The sequence below is a fragment of the Bacillus sp. FSL W7-1354 genome (assembly GCF_038002405.1).
Lineage (GTDB): Bacteria > Bacillota > Bacilli > Bacillales > Bacillaceae > Bacillus > Bacillus paralicheniformis.
Map to the genome: position 1 here is coordinate 1,864,744 of NZ_JBBOCL010000001.1, position 25,068 is coordinate 1,889,811.

General features: G+C 44.4%; 20 protein-coding genes. 7 read left to right on the forward strand and 13 right to left on the reverse strand.

The features are described from left to right. Window positions 1-166 precede the first annotated feature (166 nt). The 4 genes from MKZ04_RS09510 to MKZ04_RS09525 all read left to right on the forward strand — a co-directional run bounded on the left by MKZ04_RS09510 (window position 167) and on the right by MKZ04_RS09525 (window position 4,538). The gene (locus MKZ04_RS09510) at window positions 167-997 is read left to right on the forward strand and encodes a MerR family transcriptional regulator (protein ID WP_023855332.1); all 831 of its coding nucleotides are present in this window, start codon (window positions 167-169) and stop codon (window positions 995-997) included. Window positions 998-1,057: 60 nt separating this feature from the next. Further along, entirely contained in the window at window positions 1,058-2,413 is a 1,356-nt protein-coding gene (locus MKZ04_RS09515; protein ID WP_149169208.1) for an MATE family efflux transporter, read from the forward strand. Between the two features lie 305 nt (window positions 2,414-2,718). Beyond that, entirely contained in the window at window positions 2,719-3,726 is a 1,008-nt protein-coding gene (locus MKZ04_RS09520) for a helix-turn-helix transcriptional regulator (RefSeq protein ID WP_341047111.1), read from the forward strand. Between the two features lie 17 nt (window positions 3,727-3,743). Continuing rightward, a complete protein-coding gene (locus MKZ04_RS09525; protein ID WP_035338415.1) occupies window positions 3,744-4,538 on the forward strand; it encodes an SDR family NAD(P)-dependent oxidoreductase in 795 nt (264 codons plus the stop codon). 82 nt (window positions 4,539-4,620) lie between these two features. Here MKZ04_RS09525 and MKZ04_RS09530 read toward each other — a convergent pair whose 3' ends face one another. Continuing rightward, window positions 4,621-6,405 carry a phosphatase PAP2 family protein gene (locus tag MKZ04_RS09530; protein ID WP_341047118.1) on the reverse strand — a complete coding sequence of 595 codons (1,785 nt, stop codon included), beginning with the start codon at window positions 6,403-6,405 and terminating at the stop codon, window positions 4,621-4,623. A gap of 503 nt (window positions 6,406-6,908) precedes the next feature. Here MKZ04_RS09530 and MKZ04_RS09535 point away from each other — a divergent pair. Continuing rightward, entirely contained in the window at window positions 6,909-7,358 is a 450-nt protein-coding gene (locus MKZ04_RS09535; RefSeq protein ID WP_025811085.1) for an AraC family transcriptional regulator, read from the forward strand. Window positions 7,359-7,773: 415 nt separating this feature from the next. On the opposite strand, the gene MKZ04_RS09540 is transcribed toward MKZ04_RS09535, so the two are convergent. The 5 genes from MKZ04_RS09540 to MKZ04_RS09560 form a co-directional block, all read right to left on the reverse strand. Beyond that, complete coding sequence (locus MKZ04_RS09540) at window positions 7,774-8,034, reverse strand: hypothetical protein (RefSeq protein ID WP_341045767.1); 261 nt, start codon at window positions 8,032-8,034, stop codon at window positions 7,774-7,776. A gap of 156 nt (window positions 8,035-8,190) precedes the next feature. Then, entirely contained in the window at window positions 8,191-9,018 is an 828-nt protein-coding gene (locus MKZ04_RS09545; protein WP_095290913.1) for an alpha/beta hydrolase, read from the reverse strand. A gap of 391 nt (window positions 9,019-9,409) precedes the next feature. After that, window positions 9,410-10,645 carry a cytochrome P450 family protein gene (locus MKZ04_RS09550; protein ID WP_341045768.1) on the reverse strand — a complete coding sequence of 412 codons (1,236 nt, stop codon included), beginning with the start codon at window positions 10,643-10,645 and terminating at the stop codon, window positions 9,410-9,412. Between the two features lie 655 nt (window positions 10,646-11,300). Next, window positions 11,301-12,902: a xylan 1,4-beta-xylosidase gene (xynB, locus tag MKZ04_RS09555; RefSeq protein WP_341045770.1), complete on the reverse strand. Its 1,602-nt coding sequence runs from the start codon at window positions 12,900-12,902 to the stop codon at window positions 11,301-11,303. A gap of 52 nt (window positions 12,903-12,954) precedes the next feature. Beyond that, window positions 12,955-14,328 (reverse strand): MFS transporter, encoded by a 1,374-nt coding sequence (locus MKZ04_RS09560; protein WP_026579217.1) that lies wholly within the window; start codon window positions 14,326-14,328, stop codon window positions 12,955-12,957. 571 nt (window positions 14,329-14,899) lie between these two features. Between MKZ04_RS09560 and MKZ04_RS09565 the strand changes: the two genes are divergently transcribed. Both MKZ04_RS09565 and MKZ04_RS09570 read left to right on the forward strand, forming a co-directional pair. After that, window positions 14,900-15,280 carry a hypothetical protein gene (locus MKZ04_RS09565; protein ID WP_020452350.1) on the forward strand — a complete coding sequence of 127 codons (381 nt, stop codon included), beginning with the start codon at window positions 14,900-14,902 and terminating at the stop codon, window positions 15,278-15,280. Window positions 15,281-15,506: 226 nt separating this feature from the next. After that, window positions 15,507-16,301 carry an SDR family NAD(P)-dependent oxidoreductase gene (locus tag MKZ04_RS09570; protein WP_026579216.1) on the forward strand — a complete coding sequence of 265 codons (795 nt, stop codon included), beginning with the start codon at window positions 15,507-15,509 and terminating at the stop codon, window positions 16,299-16,301. A gap of 37 nt (window positions 16,302-16,338) precedes the next feature. Here MKZ04_RS09570 and MKZ04_RS09575 read toward each other — a convergent pair whose 3' ends face one another. From MKZ04_RS09575 to MKZ04_RS09605, 7 genes are all read right to left on the reverse strand, one after another. Beyond that, a complete protein-coding gene (locus MKZ04_RS09575; RefSeq protein WP_023855342.1) occupies window positions 16,339-18,372 on the reverse strand; it encodes a GH32 C-terminal domain-containing protein in 2,034 nt (677 codons plus the stop codon). 129 nt (window positions 18,373-18,501) lie between these two features. Beyond that, a complete protein-coding gene (locus MKZ04_RS09580; RefSeq protein WP_050820719.1) occupies window positions 18,502-19,329 on the reverse strand; it encodes a PTS system mannose/fructose/sorbose family transporter subunit IID in 828 nt (275 codons plus the stop codon). Between the two features lie 21 nt (window positions 19,330-19,350). Beyond that, complete coding sequence (locus tag MKZ04_RS09585; RefSeq protein ID WP_050820720.1) at window positions 19,351-20,154, reverse strand: PTS mannose/fructose/sorbose transporter subunit IIC; 804 nt, start codon at window positions 20,152-20,154, stop codon at window positions 19,351-19,353. Window positions 20,155-20,172: 18 nt separating this feature from the next. After that, window positions 20,173-20,664 carry a mannose/fructose/sorbose PTS transporter subunit IIB gene (locus MKZ04_RS09590; RefSeq protein WP_050820721.1) on the reverse strand — a complete coding sequence of 164 codons (492 nt, stop codon included), beginning with the start codon at window positions 20,662-20,664 and terminating at the stop codon, window positions 20,173-20,175. Further along, a complete protein-coding gene (locus MKZ04_RS09595) occupies window positions 20,664-21,101 on the reverse strand; it encodes a mannose/fructose/sorbose PTS transporter subunit IIA (RefSeq protein ID WP_020452356.1) in 438 nt (145 codons plus the stop codon). The genes MKZ04_RS09590 and MKZ04_RS09595 overlap by 1 nt, the downstream gene beginning before the upstream one ends. Before the next feature lie 200 nt (window positions 21,102-21,301). Further along, window positions 21,302-24,088, reverse strand: a complete 2,787-nt coding sequence (locus MKZ04_RS09600; RefSeq protein ID WP_050820722.1) for a sigma 54-interacting transcriptional regulator — start codon at window positions 24,086-24,088, stop codon at window positions 21,302-21,304. 405 nt (window positions 24,089-24,493) lie between these two features. Continuing rightward, on the reverse strand, window positions 24,494-24,952 hold the full coding sequence (locus MKZ04_RS09605; protein WP_043054414.1) for a hypothetical protein: 459 nt from the start codon (window positions 24,950-24,952) through the stop codon (window positions 24,494-24,496). Window positions 24,953-25,068: the final 116 nt, after the last annotated feature.

Here is a 25,068-nt window from a genome sequence, read left to right on the forward strand (position 1 = left end):
AGCCCTCATTTATTTTTGAAAATCTATCATTTGGCGTAATGCCCCTTTTAGAGGCTGCGGTTCCTTGTTGACCAGGCATGCATTTTCACCTAATGTCAATAGTAGGCTTAAGATATACATCCGATAACCCTAAAAAAAGTTCACATACCAACAAATGAGGTGAAAAATGGTGAATAATCGATTCCGCGTGGGAGAAGTAGCACGGCTTTTCAAGCTGCCCGCATCTACTCTGCGTTACTATGATGAAATCGGACTGTTCAAGCCAAAGTATACTGACCCTGAAACATCCTATCGATATTATGGTGTTGAACAATTTCAGGTTCTGGATACCATTATTTTTTTAAGGAAAAATGGATTTTCGTTAAAAGACATTCAGCATCAGTTAGATAAAAGGACTCCGGAAACGACGATGGATATTTTGAAGAAGAAGCTTGAGGAAGTGAGGATGGAAATTTGCCGGCTCCAACGCAGTGCGGCGAGGATCGAAAACAAAATTTCCACAATCGAAGAAGGAATAAAACTTGCCGGTCATCCTGCTTTAACATTTCAGTATTTCCCAAAACGGCCCGTTTCCTATCTGTATTTTGACAAACCTGTCGATCTGATAGAGGAAGGCGACGACATCTATTTAAAGGATAGAGAAACGCTTTCGAGCCAGTCGATCGAGAATAACGGCTTCTTCACCGGAGACATCGGAACGATCGTGGATATGGAAAGCTTGAAGCAAGAAGGACCTGTAAAATACATCGGCTTATTTGAATTGCTGCACGGCGAAAACAGCAATGAATATTTAAACGAAGGTTTGTATGCAAGCTATCCTCATATTGGCCCCTACGAGGACATGAGAAAAAGTTATCAGCTTGTTTTACGTCAGCTGAAAGAGGAAGGATATAAACTTGAAGGAATCCCCGTTGAGATTTCCGTTCTTGATGAGGCTGTCATCAAGGAGTCCGATCATTTTGTCACTTTAATCCAAATTCCGGTGACAAAGTTTTGATTGACCTTCAAGTAACTTGAAGGTTTAGAATACTCCTGTAGCTCATTATAGGAGGAATACATGATGACAGAAACACATCAGCAGCTAATGAAATTACCAGTTAATCAAGTGTTTTTTAAATATTTCATCCCTGCAACGCTTGGATTACTCTTGATGTCAGCGAATATTTTAATTGATGGCCTATTCGTTGGAAATGGGATTGGAACCGCAGCACTGGCTGGAGTGAACCTTTCCTATCCGGTAATTTCTTTGATTATGGCCATCGCTCTGTGGGTTGGGATAGGCGGAGCAACGAAGTACTCTATCAGCATCGGGGAGAATCGTCCACAAAAGGCAAGCAGCGTTTTTTCTCTGGCTCTCTTCTCTACACTAATCATCAGTGCGCTTTTAGGGGTGTTCGGGCTTTTCAATATTCAAGCCATTTCCCTATGGCTTGGCGCTAACTCCGACACCTCTTCTTACGTCATAGAGTACTTAAACGTCATGTTTTTATTCGGCTGGGTCATCGCATTAGAACAGGTCTTAAGTATTTTTGTAAGGAATGACGGCAGTCCAAAGCTTTCGATGATAGCTCTTGCAACAACATCGATTGTGAATATCATTTTGAATTTTTATACAATCATGATTTTGAACATGGGGGTAACAGGTGCTGCGATTTCAACGGTGCTTGGCGGATTCGCCGGACTGCTTGTATTATCCCTGCACTTCTTTAACCGTCAAGCGCAACTGAGAAAGCTGGCGTTTCAGTGGTCCCGGAAATCCCTTCTGCACATCTTTGCCATCGGGTTTCCAAGTTTTCTGGCGGAGGCCGGGCTCCTCATATTTGTAACAGGGTATAACCTGGCGATGTCCGAATTGGCAGGCACGGGAGGGGTCGCTGCCTTCTCGGTCATCAACTACCTTCACGGGTTTATGTTCCTGTCCTTCTTCGGCATTGAAATGGCGCTTCAGCCAATGATCAGTTATTATCATGGTGCTGAAGAAAGCGAACGAATCAAAAGCAGCATGAAGATTGGGGAGAAGACCGCTGTTATCCTGGGAATTCTTTTGCTCGTTATCGGTTGGGTGGCTGCACCGTTCCTTGTAGGTTTATTCGGAATAGAATCAACCGAAATCCAGGAGCTGGCCATCGATGGAATCCGCCTATTTTTTATCGGGTATATCTTCCTTGGCTATAACTTTGTCTATATGAGTTACTTTCAATCCATTGGCCGGGCCGGCTCATCGGCTTTGATCATCATATTGCGAAGCTTCGTGTCCCTTCTCATCCTGCTTTGGATTTTGCCTAAGTTTATTGGCGTCACGGGAGTTTGGCTATCCTTGCCGCTTTCCGAGTTTTTTGTCGCCGCCCTCCTCTTTTTCATGACGAGAAAACATGTGATGAAAACAGGAAATCCCGTGTTTGGCAAGGGATGATTTTACAGCCGGGAGTTTCCTCCCGGCTTGTTTCCTATATCTAAGGACTGCATACATCAATTGAAGATTCAAACAATAATACTTGTCCCTCCTATTTGAAGGTAATGATAGAATACAGGCGCCTGCCTGTCACAGTCTTCGTACGCTGACACGTTCGGCGTAATCGGCAAGTTAAATGTCGTCCTTTGCTAGTTACAGTCCGACAATGGATAGGTAAAGTTATAACTGTCCCGCCAATAAGGCAGGATGGAATGACGACCAAGTGAGCGAAGGTGCAGAAAGTTAAAGGAGTGCTCATACGTATGATGTCTCATAATCGAATTAAATTCCCGGCAGGGTTTTGGGCGGGATTGCGTCACTTAGGAATTAACGCCTCTGACGTGCTCCGAAAAGCCCAGCTGCCGCTCACCATGATGACTGAACCAGTTGTCACCGCCGCCCAATACCTCGCGATCTGGCAGGCGTATTCCGATCTCGTTGATGATGTTTCCAAAGGAATCATCAAGCTTGCGACCGGCTTTGAGCCGGCACATTACCCTCCAGCCGTATTAGCGGCTTACCATGCTCGTGACTACCGCGACGCGCTAAAGCGAATGGCCCGCTATAAACAATTGTGCCCTCCCGAAAGCTTGCGTATCACCGAGGAAAGTGAGCACTGCACAATCGAACTGGAATGGTTGGATGATAAGCAATCCGGTCCGCCGCTCTTGATTGGCATTACACTGGCATTTCTTCTGGAACTCGGGCGCCGGGGTACAGGTCAGCCGTTGACAGCGAAGTCGGTCGAGTTTGCACACCCAATGGGCGACATGCAGGCGCTTGAAGCATACTTCGGCTGCCGTATCCGGAGCGGTGCAGATCGGAATCGGCTGACGCTGCATCGAGGAGATCTGGACCGCCCCTTTGTCTCGTATAATGCAGAGTTGCTGGAGATTCTGACTCCCGTGCTGGATCAATCGTTGAATGATCAGCAAAATAGCCTTTCAATCACTGAAGTGGTCAAGTGGATCATGAAACGCACGCTCACAGGAGGGCACCCAGACATTCAGACTGTCGCGGGCGAATTGGGAATGAGCGGCCGCACCTTGCAGCGCCGGCTTACTGATGAAGGCACTAGCTTCAAACAGCTGTTGATCCAAGTCAGACATGAGCAGGCGCGGGAGTACTTGGCAGACCCTTCGCTCGATATTAAAGAAGTGGCCTTTCTGATCGGATATGAAGATCAGAACTCGTTCTACCGGGCCTTCCGCCTCTGGGAAGGCGAGACACCTTCTAATTGGCGTAAGCAAACCCGGCTGAATGGACTTAACTAGAATAGGAGAAATGTTTGATGGATATGGGATTAAAAAACAAAACAGCTTTAGTTACAGGATCGACGAAAGGGATAGGAAAAGCCATCGCTATTGAACTTGCCAAAGAAGGTGTTCATGTCCTCATTAACGGACGAAATGAGGAAGAGGCAGAACGAACAGTCAATGAAATAAAATCAGCTTTTCCTGCCACCTCTCCCCAAAACGCCGCGGCTGACATCGTGGATATTAAGCAAAGGGAAGCTTTATTTAAAAAATACCCTCAAATCGATATTTTAATAAACAATATGGGCATTTATGAAATCATGGAATATGAGGACGTTGACGATGAAATATGGGAAAAATACTTCCGCACCAACGTTCTGGCCGCAAACAGTTTAACTAAATTTTATTTGCCGAAAATGCTGAAAAGTGATTTTGGCCGCATCATCTTGATTGCGAGTGAAGAAGCGATGATGCCTTCAGGGCAGATGCCTCAGTATTGTATGACAAAATCAATGCTATTATCATTGTCAAAAAGCTTATCTAAATTAACAATCGGAACAGAAGTGACGGTCAATACGATCATGCCGGGGCCGACGCTCTCTGAGAATGTGAAGCAAATCATTGAGGGAATGTACCCTGATGAAGGAATGACTTTTTCAGAAAAAGAGAAGAAATTCATGACCACAAACCTGCCTCAATCCGAAATACAGCGATTTATCAAACCTATTGAAATCGGCAGACTGGCGGCATTTGTATGCAGTCCTTATGCATCCGCATTTAAAGGGTCTCCGATCCGTATGGACGGGGGAATGGTGCCGACTATTTTTTAAGATCTCCTGTTCAAGATAGACTTCGTCAAAACGAAAAACAAGCTGGCGGCAGTAAGCGCCAGCTTGCAGCTTATGATGAAGATCAGCTTCTCCCCTTTTGATCAAGTTTCAACTGAATACTGTTGGACTTATAGATGATCTTCACTTTATACTTGCTTGGCAATCCTCTGGTTTCGACGGAAGAAAATGAGCCATGACGCTTGCGGAAGGTTATGACCGCCGATCCATCAGCCGGAACGTAATTGTCTGTAAAATTGAGACGTAATGTCCCCTTTAATCTTGCTTTTCCTTTAATTTTCAACTGATCTTTTTTTCCGCTGAGATGAAGTTCAAGTATTCCTTCAGCAGATTGTTTGTAGTCTCCCCCGATCATCAGTTTTCCCGGCACATCTTCCCTAAGGGTGCCCCTTCCCAATGAAACATCACCTCTCCCGAAAGCTGTCTCCGAACCGCCCTCAAGCGTCCCTTGATCAATCCGTGTACCGCCGGAATATGTATTTTTCCCTTCCAGCTTCAAAGTGCCTGTCCCCTTTTTGGTCAGCTTTCCAGCGCCGGAGATGTCGTTGCGCCAGCGATCCGTTGCATGGAAGCCGCCTTTGGCAGCATCCATCTTCACGGTAACATCTTTGGTAAAAGCACCATACCCATCTGCGGCGGAAAAGAGATTAAGCCTTCCCCATCCTTCCGCATCATCAAGAACAGGATAGCCGGCCGGAAGACCGGTAGTGGCTAAAATCAAACGGCGCTGCTTTTTGTCAAGGTAAGGAAAACGCGTTTCCAGCAGGACTTCGGCTCCCTTTGGAACTGCCATTGGTTTAGCGGTTGTCTTCATTTGACGAAATCCATATGTCAATCGTTCCGTATATTGTTTTTTATTCGTTTCATAATCGCTGTATCTGTCTTCGCCTGTACCGGTTTGCGTTAATAGTTTACGATGAGCTTCATCATAAGCCGTTTTCTTCAATTTTTCATTGTCGGGATCAGACAGAATCGCAGCTGACAATGCTGTAGCCATGACCCTCCCCCCCATAACGTCCAGCGGGGAATGCATACCGGCAACAATCCGGTTATGACCGAGTTCAGAAGCGCGAGTCAGCAGCTCCTGATAACGCTCTGGTATCGCATAGGCCATGGCAAAAGCGCTGAGATATGCGGCGTTCGTATGTCCGCTTGGAAAACCTCCGTCTTTGCTCGGATCAGGATTGATGACGGGAATAAGCGTTGGAACAATGATCGAATTGTCTTTCCAGCGAAACGGACGGGGATAATTGAAATAGCCTTTAGCCGGATTCGATGAAGAATAGTTGCCGCGTAAAGTATTGACCAAGCTCACGACATGTCCAAGTTCCGAACTGGTGCTGCCTGAATTGGTTCCTTCATCATGATATTTTTTTATCGAGGCATCTGCCGGGATGCTGATGATCGTTGTCGTCGCTCCCGCGTTCATTCGATAGACGTCAGCAAGCTTCCCGAGGACGTCAATAACACTGTAGCTCTGGCCCCTCCGATCATCAAAATATGCAGCATTTTCCTCAAACATCGTGCGGTGTTCAGTAATATCCACGACTTTTTGGATGTTGGCATCCAACACTCTTCTGTTCAGTTTAGTACCGGTATTCCACGTCTTTCCGGGGATCCAAAGTTTATTAAATTCGGAAAGCACCCCGATGACTGGATTGGATTCCACCGTCATATTAGCAGAGATATTATTTTTGTAATGATCTACGAAAAATCCGGAAGACTGCGGCGAAGCTGCAGTTGTTGGTTTAGTTGCCGCGCTCGCATCGCCTACAACCAGAGAACTTAGAAGAAGTGCCAAAGAACAGACAGCTATCAGTAAATGCTTCCTCATCCTTAATCGTTTCATTCTCACATCATATCCCCCTTACTCTTAATCTCCCAACCATCAAGTTCTATATGATCGTATCGTAAATTTGTTAAATCAAATGGCTTGATTTTATTAATGTTTTGTTTATATTTTTCAACGTTCTCTCTAAACAGTTGAAAGATCGTGTATACGCAAACATCGGATTGAAGGCACTGTCAGAGCTTTTTTGGATTCAAAGAAAAAAAGCGCATCCCGCAGGCCGCAAAGGATCTTGGTGAGTTATGTGTCATGCTTGGAAGCGGGAGTGTTTAAAGTGAGAAAGATACCGGCCTAATAGGTAAACGAGAGACAATAAAAATAAGGGGTCTTCGGAATATATCGTGGAATTCATATTTTAATTGCTTGATAAAAATCACATCATAAATCGGATTATATAGTGTAATAATGGATTAATTAAACCCTATTATAATCAGAATCTTTTAAAAAATAACTTGAAAAACATTTTAAATCGAATTACCTTATCTAAGAAAGGAGGATTAAATATGAAAATAACTATTGAAGAATTACCTGAATCAAGGATTGCTTATTTCCGAAATGTTGGGGAGTATGGTGAAAAGCAAAACAAAGAATTAATGGAGAATTTTAAAAAGTGGGCAAAATCGAATGGTGTATTTGATAATTCTACAATTTTAGGCATACCACAAGATAACCCAGAGATTACTCCTAAAGAGGAATGTCGTTATGATGTTTGCGTTGTTATAAATAAAGATTTTAATGTGGAAAAACCAGCTCATGTTGGTGAATTTTCTGGTGGGAAATACGCTGTTTTCTTGCTTGACCATACAAAAGAGGCAGTCAGTGAATTTTGGGGCAATATTTTTTCTGAGATAGAAAGAAATAATCTATCAATAAGAGAACAACCAATTATAGAAAGATATACCTCACAAATGATTGATAATCATTTGTGTGAAATATTAGTTCCTATACAGTAACGAAGCAGGGACATTTCCTACCTTCTGTTTAAAGGATGAACAACATGACAAACCTACTATGTATTTCAGATCTAACTGCAGTTGAAGTCGAGGTAATGATATAATAAATTTTACCTTCTTGTTTGTCAAACATTTTTCTGAATTCAGTTAGTGACGGTAGACATACTGACGACATAGCGGGACACGGTAGACTTCGGGAAAGCGGGCTAAAGAAACGGAAGGTTTTCACTAAAGTACATATCAAGAACTTCGTTATATGAAAAAGAGCTCTATTGACAGCTCTTTTTGGTTTCATAAATTAACGCTTCTTCGCAACCAGATATTCAACGACAGGAAATATAACCATTCCCAAGCTTAACACAGCTAACAAAAATATATTAATGGTTCCGTTCACTAATTGATCAGCAAACACAGCTTACAATATCGCAAATAACAGAATAAAATAACTGATTTTCGAGCTTTTCTCGAGAACTTTTTGATCAAGTTCATCACTTTGATCTTCTTCCTTCTTATCCTCCCTAGCCATTACAGAAAAAAACATCATGAAAAATATCGATATCGTTATAATTTCATTGAAACCCACATCTTTTCCTGACATCATTTTGTAAGTTGTGTAAGCTATTGCGATGAGAGTAGCAATACCAATTATAATTGCACCAATTTTCCGCGTGCTCATTTTTCTATCTCTCCCTCTAAAAGTAAATATCAAAATTAAAGGCGGAAAACATTGTGAAGAAAAAAGAAAATTCAATAGAGAGGACAGATCTTAAAATCCAGCCCCTCTCTCCTAATCTTTAAAGCGCTTATGAACTTGACCGAAATCCATTTACACTTATTTATTTTCCTTCTCTAAAAACGCCATAACCGCTTTTGTCAGATTCTGTGCTTCTGCCGGCGCATCCGGTGAGCCGAACATCTTATTTAAATCACTGTGAGATAAGCTGTTGACCCGATACACAAAATCCGTTGCTTTCGCTTTGTTTACGGTTTCCGCGAATTTGTAGACGGCGGGGTCTTCCCAGCGGGTCACAAGATAGGCAGGCGGCAATTTTGAGTTGTTGATGTAGGAAAGCGGCGATGCTTCTGTCCACACCTTTTCGTCTGTGCCGAACACTTTTTTATAAGACGGGATCGCTTCGATGAATCGTTTCATATCCAAGGGTCCATCTAAAACCACAATCGAATTGAGCGAGGCCGGCGTGAGGCCGACACGATTTAAATATGCCGGATTTGCGGCAATTAAGGCGGCCAAGTGCCCTCCTGCCGAATGTCCCATAACATTGATTTTTGACGGATCGATTTGATATTCATCAGCATGATCCATCACCCATTTAACGGCCTTAGCCGCATCATCAGCCATCTCTTCATACTGAACATCGGGATGAAGCCGATAGTTGACAGATACGAAAACATAGCCGTTTTCCGTGAACAATGCCGGCTTCGAAGCAGCCCTGCTTTTGTCGCCGCTTGTCCATCCTCCACCGTGAAGATAGATGAGAACAGGATGTTTTTCATCCTCGTTTGTTTGCGGTGTATAAATATCCAATGTTTGTCTGTCGTCTTTTGCGTAATGAACATTTTCAGCATTCTTGTTGGAAGTACAGGCGATCAAGCCAATACACAGAATCGCCACCCCTGTCCATTTGATGAATCCTCTCAAGTTTAAAAACACCTTTCTTCTTTAGCCAGTATATTTTAAAACGTCTCACGGAACATTCCGGGAATGCTCATCTGTTAATCAGTTTTAAGGCGGCGGAACATTAGCATATGTTTCTAATTATAAACAGAAACAAGAAACTTACAAATTTTAAAATCAATGAGAGAATTAAAGGTTTTTACTGTCGAGGGCTGTAAACCTGCGAGGAAAATATGAGAGGCTGCATTCGCAAAAGCGGCCTGAAAAAGTATTAGACAATTAAGCCGGCAAGAAAAGTACTCCCCGTCATATCGGGGAGTACGATTTTTATGAGTCCTGTGATAGATGGTCGTCTGCTTTTTCTTCGAGCCGAAATGACAGCAAACATATCACGGCTGACTGTAAATCCAACCATTTAAAAACATAGTGGCAGTTCTTCTAAAGCTCTCATCAGAAAATTGCCTTTCCATTTGAGCTGCTCCCTTTCACCTTTGATCTCTATATGTTCAAAGCCGCGCAGCAATGTTTGAATTGCGATTTTGGCTTCCAGCCGGGCAAGCGGTGCGCCGAGGCAAAAATGGCTGCCATGGCCAAAGGCAAGGTGGCGGTTATCCTTTCTTTCAATATCAAAGCGGTCGGCATTCGGGAAGACCGTGTCATCGCGGTTGGCTGAAGCTAATGAAACGATGATCACATCTTTTCGCTTAATCTCCTGCCCGTGCAATGTAAATGGTTCGGCCGCCCAGCGCAGGGTGGTTAATTCCACTGGACTGTAAAATCTGAGCGCCTCTTCAATGGCTGAGTCGATTAAATCAGGATTTTGACGAAGCTTTTCCAGCTGATCAGGGTGGTTCAGCAAGGCAAAGGTCATATTGGTTATTAAGTTTACCGTCGTTTCATGTCCTGCAACGATAAGGAGCATAATCGTCGAATACAGCTCTTCTATGCTTAATCTCGTTCCTTCGCTTTCTGCCTGAATGAGCGAACTGACTAAATCTTCAGCCGGCTCCTCCCTTTTTTTGCGGACCAAATATTCCAGGTATTCAGCGAATTCGCCTATTTTATGCTTGTATTCCTCCAGGCTTTCAGGAGTGTCGGAGAAATCAATAATCGCCTGGGACCAAACCCTGAATTTTTGCCGATCTTCAACTGGAATACCAAGCATCTCACTGATCACGATAATCGGCAGGGGAAAAGCGTAGTCGTCTACAAGATTCATAGAATGGTTCGGTTCTACTTCATCCAATAAGGAATCAGCGATTTGTTGGATTCTTCCTTCGAGCTGCAATATCATCCGGGGAGTAAATGCTTTCTGAACAAGGGACCGCAAACGGCCGTGGTCAGGAGGATCTAAGTTGAGCATATGCTTTGATAAAGGTTCTTCATTTCCCAGAGCGGAGAAGTTTTCTAATTCTTCTTCTGTAAACACATTTTCGTAGTTTTTCTTCATTCTTGCATCCTTTAATATACGAACCGCGTCATCGTACCTCGTAATGAGCCAGCCCTCACCCAGATCTCCCATGGATACGGGATAAACAGAACGAGAGCCGCGTGTGTTTTTGTAAAAATCGTACGCATTATGTTTAAATGCAGCAGAAGATAGTTCTTTTTCAGATAATATGGTAGAGACTTTTTGATGTTTTGAAGACATTTTTACAACCTCCATCTCCGAAAAATTGTTATTATAAACCTACCTTTACATATTAAACCACACATTGACTGATTTCATGATACCAAAAGCGTCATTCTGCTAAATTCGATCGACAGGGTTCGGCCGAACGGCCTCTCCCCTTTATGCTTTGCCTTTGGAGGAGCTGGTTTTCGCCATAACTTTTCTTCAAGCCCGTCTCCGTAAATCTAAAGCTTTCAGCCCTGTTCACGCATGCGCAGCAGTTCGTTTTCCTGCGTTTGATCAAAGGTTTTGGTTAGAAAGCGACATGGAGCTTGAGGATGGCTCGCTGGAAAAGTCAAACGGATTGCTTCATCGCAAAACCTCCTTTGCCATTCTGAACACTCATCAACTAATGAACATGTGTTTATTATAAGTTGGGGCAACTTTCAAATTCAATCGGCAATCAAGCGATGGATGTTCATTAATGAACACCTTCCGGAATCATTGTTTAGTAATGAAGTTTAATTTGAAAGGTTTTATCATGCATCTGCCCCTTCCGGGTTTCACTTACCCGTTAAGCGAGCGAGGATGACAACTTTTAAAATAAACCGAGGGAAGAAAGAGGCATTAAAACTGGAAGGGACGAAAACGGATTTAAACCGCCCCCGATTGTCGGGGGCGCTGTTTTTTTGACTCATAGCTCTTTATACATAAAGTAATCAAAATCGGCATGTTGATGTGCTCCGCTTGTATCTTGGCATTGCATTCCCACAAAAGCTCCGGTGAAGAATCCTCCTCCGCGCACATAATCATCTGACAGTTTTTTAGATTCCAACGGGATCTCAATTTTATACCAGTCTTTTTTATTAAAAGAATAGGAGTAATAATATGTTTCCCATTCGACATTTACTCTTAAATAAACATATTGTATGTCCCGCGGGATGACAATTTTGTCTTTTATCGGCTGTGAGAATGTAAAATTATCGCATATCGTTACATCCAAAATGCGCCCAAGGTCTTCATCATAAGTCACTTGAAGAGCCGTCCAGTTTTCGGTGTTGTAGTAATTCACGAGTCCCGCGGCTTGCTGAAAGGTCTCCGGGTTGAAATCAACAGCAGTCTCCGCTGTAAAACGGAGGCTTTGCCAACGCCTGGCTACAAACGCCTGGGTAAATGTAGAGGTTAGTGATTCACGTCCATATAAACGTAAATGATTCGGCCTTTCAGTCAATGATCCTAATTCTTTCGTAAAGGGAATCCGCAATGTCTGAAAGTTCATATTTAATGTCCGATCAGCAAATTGATCGACTTCCTGATATGTCGATGGAAACTTGGTTTCAGATATGCGGGGCGCTTCCACCTCCACCCTCCCCTCTTTTCCGCCTGCCACATAAGGCCAGCCGTCTTTCCACTCTAATTTTTGAATCGCGGTTTCTCTTCCCAAAGGACAATATCCTCTTTGGTGAATAACCGAGTCATCAGCAGGATGAATAGGACGCCCGGTTAAGTGAGCTAAATACCACTCACCTGTATGCGTTTCCACAATTGATGCATGTCCGCATTTCTGCAACGGATTCCGAGGTTCGTGCCAAGACGTTAAAATTGGATTGTTGGGGTGAATCTCATATGGTCCTTCGATATGTTTTGAACGGGCAATTGTGGCGGCATGCTCGTAACGGGTCCCGCCTTCCGCTGTCAACAAATAGTAATAATCCCCGATATGATAAAGGTGCGGCGCTTCAGTCAGTTTAATATCTGTGCCTTCAAAAATGATTTTCGGTTGATGGATAAGCCTTTTTTCGCGCACGGAAAATTCCTGCATCACAATGCCTCCGAATGAATGGCGGCCGATCCGGTGATCCCACAGCATATTTAACAAATATTTTCTTCCGTCGACATCATGGAACAATGAAGCATCGAAGCCGGAACTATTTAGTTGAATCGGCTCCCCCCAATCCCCATCGACGGTTTCGCAAGTAACTAAATAGTTATGACAGTCTTTCCAGGCTCCGTCCACAACTTTTACATCTGTATATATAAGCCAAAACTTTCCTTCACTATAACTTAGACAAGGCGCCCATACACCGCCTGAGTCGGGATTCCCTTTCATATCCAATTGTGAAACCCTCTGCAACGGATGTGCAATTAAACGCCAATTCACCAAATCTTTTGAATGATGGATTTGCACTCCTGGAAACCATTCGAAGGTGGATACTGCGATATAATAATCTTCCCCTACTCTACATATGGATGGATCCGGGTTGAAACCTTTAAGCACCGGATTGATAATTTTCATCTTCATTCCTCCTCACGGTTGTCTTTAAAATGTATATTTCCACTGAAATTCTTCATAGAGTCCAAGTCACTTTATCTCTATTCTCTAATTCACGTACGACTTTTGCATATTTTTCATCGCTTAAATTGTAAAAATTAATGTCGATCATAGCCAATATAAGGAAAATAACCGGAACTACAGTTGTCGTTAATAATATCCCTGTCAACGCTTCAGGTGTTTGGACCTGGCCTGCGGCATAGCCGAACTTCTCCAATATGAGTCCTGGAACGATTCCGCCGAGTGCCATGCCAAACTTGAAAAAGAAGCCGATAATCGCATAAATCAATCCACTCAAGCGTTTCCCAGTCTTATATTCGCCATATTCGATTGTTTCAGGGATAAGCGCCCACATATATCCCCCGGCCGTCACGCTTCCAACTGCGGCAATGACCCGAAAGAAGAGCACCAGAAACACATTGCTTGGCGGAACAATGAGAATGGCTAAAAGTCCAATGATATTTAATAATAAAGCGGCATTTAATAGCTTTCTCTTTCCCAGCCACTTATTGATTCGGGGTATAAACGGCAGGATGGCCAATGCAGGAAGGCTTCCAAGCAAGCCGTACCATTTCACAAGATCGGCTCTGCCTACATTGTACGTCATGTAGTAGATGCCGACGGAATTGCTTATCGAGTTGACGCCAAAAATAATGATAAAGAAAATGCTTAAAACGACTAACGGACGATTCACCCGGAATTGCTCGAATAGATCGGAAAATTTAATTTTTTCTTCGGACATTGGCAGAGTGACCCGTTCTTTTGTACTTTTAAAACAAAAGATTAATAGACAGGCGCCAATTATCCCCAGCATGCTCATCGTCAGCTGCCAGCCAAGAGCCGTGTTTCCTGTCGTATCACCTAAATAAGTAGAAAGTAAAGGAACAAAAAAAGATACGATGAGTCCGCCAAGATTGGCAAAGACCATCCGAACCGAAGTAATGCTGACGACCTCTTGATTATCTCTCGTCATCGCGGAGGTTAATGCGCCGTATGGAACATTTATCGCTGTATATGTGAGTGATAAACCGACATACGTGATATAAGCGTAGATTAATTTTCCGGTATCTGAAAAATCAGGGGTTGTAAAACAGAGGATGGCAAGTACAGAAAGCGGAAACGCGCCGAACAGCAGATACGGCCTAAACCTCCCGAATCTGCTGTTTGTTCGGTCTACTAATGTTCCGATAAAAGGATCGGCAAGCGCATCAATGATTCGAACAATCAGAAACATTGTTCCAGCGGCAGCGGCTGATAAACCATAAACATCCGTATAGAAAAATAACAGATATGTAGAAACCGTGGTGTAAATTAAATTACATGCTAAATCTCCAGAAGCATAACCGGATTTCTCATACATACTAACTTGGTTTACATGTCCACCCGTCATGATTCTTACCTCCTCCACAGCCTTTCAAAACGGCTTTATGATAAGTTTTTATGAAAGCGCATACATTGAACCTGGCAAGCGGCCTTTCAGCCGAAGTGAGACAGATGCTTCACTCGTCAACCACGAATACTAGATTGTAGGTTTATGTCATCTTATCACCTCCATTTTTCAATTTTCTCAAGAATCAGATTTCGAAGGTTGCTTTGATCAGAACATAAAATGATCTCCCTCTTTCATCCACTCCTTATGCACACACTTAGTTTAATCATCAAACTAAGTTTAAGTCAGTTTGAAAATGTTGTCAATCATTAGCAGTGCCTATTTCAATTTCAAAAGAAAAAAACTCGAAAAACCGCGGAGGCCTTCATGGGATATCAGCTTCATTTGTTACAGCGCCGCAGCACCATGATCGGCCTTTTTTCTTAATAAAAGCACAATTTATGGATGCCGTTCGCAAAAAGTGCATCATATGAAAAAGATAAACCCAATTTTTCAGGGAACAATGCCTCATTCTTTCATCTGTGATGAATGATACAATCCCCAGTGTAGTGACTAAAAAGGAGGACCAATCATGAAATTCAGCAAAATCGGTGCCTTACTGCTCACTTTGGCGTGTTTGCTTTTGCCTTTTTCTTCTGCGTCTGCAGCAGGTTCCGGTGTATGGGATAATATCGGCACATATGGCATGACATCGCAGACTCCGATCATTAAATCAGGCGGAGGGAAATTTTATTTTCACAACAACAGCTTTTATGGCTTTACTTTTACGCTGTATGAAGTTGACGGGGCGGGAAGCACGCCCGAAATCGTTAGAAAAAATATCTACGTCGGACCGAAAAGCAACAGTCCGGTGATCGATGTCAGCGATTTTACAGATGGCGCGAACAAAAAAGCAGAACTCGTTCTGTTTAAAGGGAACGATACATACATCACCGTTACTTGCTATGATTGAATTCCCCATAAACAGTAAGCCCGCCGTTTACAGACGGCGGTTTTTTGATGCTTTTTTTGCCTGGTCAAACAAACGGTCCCCTCTTTAAACTGAGGGGGCACAAAAAAGTGCCTATATAACTTTAAAGTGCGTACTTCCGTTTCGGGTTCTTCTGTTCCATAATCATGAATGATGTTTTGTATGACATTGTTCTGTTTATACTGAAAAGAAAACGGAGGGATCCATGATGAACCTGAACTTACGAGGAAAAACAGCATTGGTGACCGGATCAACGTCCGGAATCGGCAAAGCGATTGCCGCTTCACTTGCGAAAGAAGGTGCGTCTGTCATCATTAACGGACGCCGGCAAGACAAGGTCAATCAAATAATAGACGAATTGCAAGGCCAATTCCCCGAGGCTGTTCTTCATCCGGCCCCTTATGATCTTGGCACTGAGAAAGGGTGTCAAGACCTAATAGCAGCGTTCCCGCATGTTGATATTCTCATTAATAATTTAGGAATTTTTGAGCCGGCGGAATATTTTGAGATTCCGGATGAGGATTGGTTCCGCTTTTTCGAAGTGAATATTATGAGCGGAGTAAGGCTCTCGCGGAGATATTTGCAAAGCATGATCGAGAAAAAAGAAGGCCGGGTCATTTTTATTGCGAGCGAAGCTGCGGTTATGCCGTCACAGGAAATGGCGCATTACAGCGCAACAAAAACGATGCAGCTTTCGATTTCCCGGAGCTTGGCAGAGCTTGCTACGGGTACAAATGTGACTGTCAATACCGTTATGCCGGGCTCAACCTTAACCGAAGGCGTTGAAACGATGCTGAAGACTCTTTATCCGGATGAAAACCTGACGGTCGAAGAAGCGGAAAGGCGGTTTATGAAAGAAAACCGGCCGACCTCTATCATACAAAGGCTGATTCGGCCGGAAGAAATCGCGCACTTTGTCACCTTTTTAAGCAGTCCGCTTTCCTCGCCGATCAATGGTGCAGCCTTGCGGGCGGACGGCGGATTGGTCCGCAGCGTCTTTTAAATGAAAGGCTGGAATGCCCGGCATTCCAGCTTCATCGTTATCGATCAGCATAAACATGTTGGAAGACTGCGGTCGCATCCCATGCATTCAAGCCAAATGCTCCCTCGGTAAACGTGGAATCCCGAGCACTTATCACCAATCGGCCGTCCAAGTAAATATGAAAGTTGGAATCGCGGGCCACCGCCTTCAGGTGATATTTCCGGCCGGTTTCTATCGGTGTGCGGTGTTCGGCAATAACAGAGGCCGAGCCGTTTTCAAATTTGAAAAACTTCACCACATCATGCTTGGCATCCACATTGGCAAGATATCCGTTTTGAACATCCTTGTCGGCCCGAAACACGAGAGCACCCGCCCCTCTGCCATTTCCATCCTTTACCGTGACATCTGCTTCATATGTGAAATCTGTTCCTTTTGCTGAAGATAAAATGAACGAATCCCCGTCAGATCGCCCTTGTTTTCCATCAATCGTGTCGGCCCATACACCGTTTACGGTCGTCCAGCCGGTCAAATTCGATTGAAAGGGTGACGTTCCCCATACGTTTTTCAGAGGATGAACCGTCATCGAATTCAGCTTGACAAACCCGTTAGATGCGTATACTTCAAGCCCTTTACTGGATCGGTCGGGCAGAATAATGTCGGTGATCACCTGCCTCCCGTCGTTGCCGAATACTTCAACTGAAGAGCGGTCGACATAAATGCGCATCTTCACCTTCCCACCGACGGGTTGCAGCGGGGCCGCATGCTTTCCGGTGTTAAAGTTCGGATTAAAGGAGACGTTTCCGGATTGGCTTCGGTCGACGAACAGTGAAGCGCTGTTTTTGCTGTAGCCGATTTTCGTATATTGGTTTTCCCCTGTTCGGACTTTAAAGCCAAATTCGGCCGCAGTTCCGGTATTTACTTGAAATTCCGCATTGATTTCGTACGCATTATCTGACAGCGCTTTCAAAAAATTTCTGTTTCGAGGTGAAATGATCTTGTTTTTCCACATTTGCGATGCACCCCTGATCGACTTCAGCTCAGTTACCGGAGCCTGAACAATTCTGAACCCTTCGGAAAACGCTTTCAATTTTAGTTCTCTCGGGATAGACATTGCGCTTCTCCACGGGGAAGTGGGAACATCGTTTGCGTATTGCCAATTGCTCATCCATCCTAACCAAAGCCTTCGCCCGTCAGACCGCGGGATATCAGACCAGCTGACAGCTGCGTAGAAGTCTTTGCCGTAATCTGTCCATAATACGCGATTCGGCGGGTTTTCATTTTTAAAGGTTGTGCCGTCAAAGCTTCCGACGAAATATTGCATGCCTGATCCTCCTGAAACAGCACCGTCTCCAACACTGACTTGCATCACCCATTTCGTTTCATTCGGTCTGCCCTCTACAGGAAGCTCAAACAGATCCGGACATTCCCACACGCCTCCATGGCTGCCTTCTCCTTCGCCGAATTCGCTCGCATATGTCCAGTGCTTCAGGTCAGGCGATGTATAGATTAAAATTCGGTCGCCGCCCGCAAGCACCATCACCCACTTTTTCGTCTGTTTGTGCCAAACGACTTTCGGATCTCGGAAATCTCTTTTTCCCGGATTTGGAATGACGGGGTTGCCTGAGTACTTCGTCCATGTCCTGCCTTTGTCATTGCTGTAGGCGATGCTTTGTACTTGTTCCCCGTCCCGGTCCTGCGTATAAATGGCAACGAGCGGCTTCTCCGTCCCTGTTTGAAACCCTGTTGTATTATGCCGATCGACGACAGCGCTTCCCGAAAAAATTGTCCCTTTTTCATCCGGATACAGCGCGACCGGCAAATGCTCCCACTTGACCAAATCTTTGCTTACTGCGTGCCCCCAATGCATCGGCCCCCAGCGCAAGCCATACGGATGATATTGATAAAACAGATGATATTCCCCCGCGTAATACACCATCCCGTTCGGGTCATTCATCCAGTTTGCTTCCGGCGTGAAATGATACTTGGGCCGATGATCCTCGTTATAGTAGTCCGGGTCGGCCGCAGCTGCGGAAAAGGCTTCCGGAAACATCATAGCCCCTATGATCCCCATCTGAATCATTCTCTTTTTCATCCCTTTTCTCCCCTCTTCTTCACACGGTTTTTAGTGACGGTTAAGGCAGGAAGTCCAAACAGCCTCCCCCTTTTTGCGGCCGAATGGACCTGCCTCTCCAAAAGCTAAGAAAAGAACAACTAAATCATTTTATGCCAAAAAGCCAGCCCAATAGCCGACAATCCCGATGATAAAAATACCGAAAATCATGAGAAGAGGATTCACCCCTTTGCGAAGCATCCAGGCAGCGAGCAATGTCAATCCTAGAGGCAGTACCCCCGGCATGATGCTGTCTAAAATGTTTTGCACGGTCTGTACATCGACTTTGCCTGCATCATCTTTAATTCTCGACACGACGATCGGGATATTGATCGTCGTCCACTTGGAAACGAGCGCTCCCATCACAAACAGCCCGAGTATTGAAGCGCCTTCCGTCAGTTTCTGAATGCGGTTCCCGACCAAGTCCTGCAAAATTTCCATGCCTTTCACATAGCCGTACTTTAACCCGTAGTATTTTGTACTTAACCTGATCGCGTTGATTAAAAAGAAAAACAAAAGCGGGCCGGCGATGTTTCCGCTTAAAGCAAGCGACGCTCCCAAGGCTGCCAGAACGGGACGCAGCGTCCCCCAGAAAATCGGGTCGCCCACACCTGCCAACGGTCCCATTAAGCCGATTTTCATTCCATTAATCGCTTTGGCATCAATCTTTTTATTGTTGGCCATTTCTTCTTCCATCGCAGCGGTCACGCCGAATATCGGCGCTGTCAGCCACGGATGCGTATTAAACCATTCCAAGTGGCGCTGGAGCGCTTCGCTCCGTTTCGCTCCCGGACCGTACAATTTTTTGATCGCCGGAATCATGACGTAGCAGTAGCCGAGCGCCTGTACACGCTCAAAGTTAAATGATCCGAGCAAAAAGTTTGAGCGGATAAACATACTGAAAATTTCTCTTTTTGTTAACCTTTTTTCTGTGCCCATTATTCGTCCCTCCTTCAATTGTTAAGCATCCAGATCATCGTCATCATTAAAAGCAGCCATGCTGCTGTCACTGGCGGCAGCCACCGCCCCCTGCGCATGATTTTTTTGCATCACTTGCTGATATAAAAATGCCAGACAAAGCCCGAGGGCACCGAAGCCGACTAAATTGAAATCGGTAAACGCGGCCAGCAAAAAACCGATATAGAAAAACGGCTTCAAATACGGAATGTTCATCATGTTGATGACCATCGCATATCCGACAACAACGATAATGCCCCCGCCTATTTGCAAACCTTTTGTGATGACGTCCGGAATATTTCCCAAAAACGCCTGAACAGCGCTGACACTGATCAGAGCCACAATCAATGTCGGAATCATAACGCGCAGCGCCTGAAACGCCATGGCGGTAATATGCATGATTTCAATTCCTTTAAAATTGCCATCCTTTGCGTATTTGTCGGCGCGGTGAATTAAAAATACGGTGATCGTCCTGACGAAAATCGTCAGCGCCTGACCCGCAGCAGCCAAAGCCACCGCGACGGCAATCCCTTCACCGACTCCCTGATCGGCGGTAATCACTAAAATGGTCGAAATCACGGAAGCGATAGCCGTATCGGGGGCCATTGCAAGACCGACGTTCATCCAGCCAAGCGCCATCAGCTCCAGCGTTCCGCCGAGAATGATGCCTGTTTTCAGATCCCCGAGAACCAGGCCGACCAACGTGCAGGCAATCAGCGGACGGTGTGTCTGCCCTTCGTCCAATACACTACCGATACCTGTTATAGCTGCAATGACGAGCAGCAAAATAATTTGAATCGTTGACATGGCTTTAGAACCCTCCTTCTAGGATTTTATTGCGTTTCTTAAAATCTGCATAAAGTCTTCGCTCGAATCTGACGGCAGCTGCCTCAGTTCCAGCTTCACGCCCAATCCGTGCAATTGTTCAAAGAATTTGATGTCCTTTTCAGTCACGCTTACCGATTTCGTGATTTGCCTGCGGTTATTCTCGAAGCGCATCCCGCCGACATTGACTGTTTCGATCGGAACACCTGCTTCGATTAAAGAAACAATGTCGCCCGGATTTTCGAATAACAGCATTGCCGTCGTATCTTCGTACCGCGGACTGTGAAACGCTTTGGCCATTTTGGAGATCGAAACGGCGCTGGCTTTCACATTTGAAGGTGCGACAGAAAGGATCAGCGTTTTTCTCATTTCGTCCTGCGCCACCTCATCAGAGACGACGATAATGCGGTCAGCAGCGTGGATTTTAATCCATCTTGTTAATACTTGGCCGTGAATAAAGCGGTCATCAATTCTTGCTAAAACGATTTTCATTACAATTCATCCTCTCTTCCCTGATTAGACTGACTGAATTTTTCCAATTGTTCGCTGCAGATTTGGAAGCATTCCCGGCTCATCTTTTTCAACTGGTTCAGCAGTTGTTTGAGCGGCATATGCTCCCTCAAGCTCAATGCCTCTAACAAAATCGGCAGGTTCACGCCGGCTGCCATATCGAATCTCCGCTCCTTCGCGATGTAAGGAGTCGCTGCGTTGTATGGCGTCCCGCCGAAAATATCCACTAAAAAAAGCACCTCGTGTTCCTCCGGAATGTCCTTCAGCGTCTGATGATATTTTTCTTGCAGTGTCTGAATGCCTTCCCCTTTCAGAAACGGCACCGCGATCAGGCTGTCTTCTTCTCCGAATATCATCCCTGAAGATTCTTTTAATGCTGTGGGAAAGTTTCCGTGGCCGCTGATAATGACTGTAATCATGTACATTGCTCCTTTCTTTTTTCGTTCGCTTATTTATAATGCAAGGATCGTGCCAACAAAGTTGTATTAAGCGCTTTCACTGCATCTCAAGACGAATGATTTTCAAGTTTGAAACACATTCAAGCATAAAAATAAACCTGTATTAAAATGGGATTCCACTTAATACAGGTTTACCTGAAAAAATCGCTCATGGAAAACAGCTATAACTCTTCAGAAAAGATGGTCGCGATAAATATTTTTTCATCTTCGCTGATCGCGAGTCCAAGCTTTTCTTCGTAAGGCTTTAATGTTTTCTCTGTGATGTGAAGAACGTTTTGAAGCTGATCATTCATTTCTTCTTCCTCAGGAAAAGCGATCGGATTCTGTTTGATCACCCTTTCAAAAGCAAAAGCGGTATGCATGATGACTTTGATCAGCACCGCGTTGCTGAATGTGATGCGCAGTTCGTCTTGAACCGTCTGAAGCCACTCCAACAGCATGTCTATCATATGATAGGGATTCAAAAAGACAAGATATTTTTTCAGGCTGTCTTCGCACAGCTCCTTCACCACCACATTTTTACCGGATAATCCGCCGCTCGCAGGGATATTGCCGTTTCCAATCACTTGCTGAATCACTTTTTCTCCTTCGCCTTCAATCAATACTTCTAAAGGCACGTGCGGAGCATCGATTTTAGGATTCTTCGTGCCCACCGTGGCAAGGATCTCATACGTTTTTTCAATTTCTTTCATGCGGCTTGCTAATTTGATCGATGACACCGACAAAATGCTGATTTGTTCATCGGATGTCCTGCTCACGATTGCTGTTAAGATCTCTTCGAGCTTTTTCGCCGTTCCGCCGCCTGTCGTGCAAATGGAGACGATCGCCTTCTTTTTGCCTGAGACCCGCGGTTTATCGGCCCATAAATCGATGAAATCCTTTGTAACCGAATCATAGATGGCGTGCAAATTCAAATTCAAATAATTCACCTTGCGGACAGCATCAAGCACCATCGATGTCGTAACATTGCTGATCGTTTTTATTTTTACGCCCGTTTGTTGTTCGAGCCTTGTTTCCAGCATCGCAAGCGATCCCATGTCGACAAGCATTAATACGCCTTCTCCTTCATCAACCTGCTTCACTTTCTCCGCCAGACTGCTTACGATTTCCGCAGGTGAAACGGTCAAAGGCATATCAACCGCAGCAATCGGGGTGCTCCCCAGCAGTTCAGTGGCTACTTCAACCATAGAGCTCGCCGTGCTGTTTCCATGGGCCGCCACGACAATGCCCGTCCTTTTGTTTTCTTTCCATGATTTAATCGACTGAATCAGCATCGTCAAGTAGATGACTTCGATTTCCGGAACGGTTACTTTAAAATACGCTTGAATTTTATCTTTGAAAATCAGTGCGACCTCATATTCTTTCACATGGGTTTCCCTGATTTCATCTGTTTCCTGCGGGTTTAAAACATCAATCTGTTTTCCGCGCTTTAAAAATGCGGCGATGTGCATGCTCAGGAAATAGATGAATTTACGGTCGAATTTGCAGTCTAACTCATGTTCAGCGACTTCCTTTAATTCTTTCGTCATCTGAATCACGTCGTCTTCAACGAATTTGAGCAAGCTGTGGTTTTGAAGCATTTTCTGATTAAAAAAGCTTCTGACGTGCAAATGAATATCCGTTAAAATATATTGATTGATTTGTTTTTTTGTTAAGCCTTCTTTATTCAGGATTTTCGCTTTTTCTCCTATGACATGGTATAAGTTAAATGAGTCATCGATTTTCGTTGTATCATCTTCCACAATCGGAGAGATGATCGTTGTAATGTTGACGTATTCAGAAATCATTTTGCTCCGTTCGATATTTTTGCTGCTGGACATCCAGTCCTGTTTGATCTCATCGGGAAGATCCCGGACGGTCAGTTCAACAACCTCGTCTTTGTCAAGGTTATTTAAAAATCCGTGCGCACAGACCAGCTGCACATTTGATTTCAGCTGCCCGACATTTCCGAATTTTGCAGAATGAATCAATGCATTATAGACGTCGATATGAACATTTAAGTTTTTCTTGATCCGCTCTGCTTCTTTCCCCAATAAAAAAGTTGTCAGCTCCACTCTTTCTCCAAGGGACCGTTCATCGAGCGACGGAATATGTACGGTCATCGGAATTCTCCGTAAAAATGTCTTCAGCAATGCAGAACTCGGGTTTTCTGTTGTTGCGCAGATAAACAGGACTTTTGCCGTTCGCTTATGCTCTGTTTCACCAAGCCTGTTGTATGTGCCGCTGTCAATGAAATAAAACAGCATTTCCTGCCCCTCCGGCGGGAGACGATGAATTTCATCCATAAACAGAATGCCCCCGTCCGCCTGTTCGACTAATCCTGCTTTGTCTTCGCCGGCACCTGTAAACGACCCTTTTTTATGTCCGAACAATTGCGAGAGCAATAATTGAGGATTGTTATAATAATCGGCACAGTTGAATGTGATGAACGGGGAATCGGGCTTCAATATGTCCGAATAAACGGCGAACTGGTAGATCCGGTTCGCAAACAGCGATTTACCTGAACCCGTCGGACCGAGCAGCAGCATGTGCAAGCCGTGCGGAGGATAAAAGACAGCCGCTTTCGCCTGAGAGATTGCCTTTTTCAAGCTCCCTTTAGCCCCGATCATGAGCTCGAGGGGATCGGCGGACATGTTGCGCGCCGGCTTTTTTTGGCCGTCAGCCAGCCGCTTCAGTTCTTCAACCTCCATCAACTCTGAGTTCCATTTGATGTTCAAGATGTTTTCAACGATTTCCACCGGGACATAGCGCACAGGGAACGTTTTAATCTTGATCACCTTTTTGGCACGAACGAGATTGTTTAATTCAAAGCTGACATTTGAACGCTCCATTTGCAGCTGACCGGCGATTTCCTGAGCCGAATTCCCTTGTATCTTTAAAAGCTGATGGATATTCGTTTCGCGAAAATTATCCAGCAGCTGATGGTAGATTTTATCTATTCTTTTCATATGTATCATCCTTTGTTCTCGATTGATCAGCAAAAAGGCGGCAAACTTCTTGAAGATTCAGAACTTTAAAGCCGAATCACGGGATAAAAAAAAGATCTTTTACAGATTGACAATCCTGACTCTCCTACTTTTATATCGATTTGTTCGTGCTCTCATGACACAGTCTGGTGTTTTTGCTTCATCAGCATCCACAGAAACACCCCACCCAAAGTAGCAGCTTGTCAATAGTGTATCATTATTGAGAAAATATTGGTGAAAACATCCTGTATTTTTCTCTAAATGTAAATGTTTTGTGAAAGCTCTGCTGATCAATGTTCACTTCGATACCATGTTGGCCGAACGACCGGCTGCCTTAACTTTCACAAAAAAGGCCGTTGACGGTTCAACGGCCTCTATCTTTATGATTCATCTCCCTTTGAAAATAAACGATTCCTTTAAAAGTCTGCCTTCGCTCCCTTTTTCCGTCCAAATCAAGTCCACTTCCAATTCGGTCGCATTCTCTGCCAATAGCAAATTCCGGTGCTTGACAGGGCTTCCGTCATTTAAGCTTTTGGCTAAAGAGACCGCATTGTCGTGAGGAATATTCCAAAGCGAAAATTTCGTTGAAGAATTGGGTTCATTCCGATAGAGATAAATTTCCGCCGAAGCTACATCGTGTCCAATGTTTTTGATTTCGACAGCATAAGTATGAAAGCTACCTTTTTCCGGCTTCGCCATTCCGTTTTTTGCTTCGGCTTTACCGATTTGAACTTCCCATTGTTTTGAAGCCTGTTTAACCGGCAATTCTTCAAACGTCAGCGCTTTCGTTTCAAATGTCGGAACAATCATGCCGAACAGGCACAATGCACATATGAATAGCCGCATATTTTTCACTCCTCGATGGTCGATGTCCCCATATGTTTTTCCTTATTCATAAATCCTATGCATACCGACGTTTCATTCCTGCTTCTGGCAGGGTAATAAAAGGACTGGAGGGATCA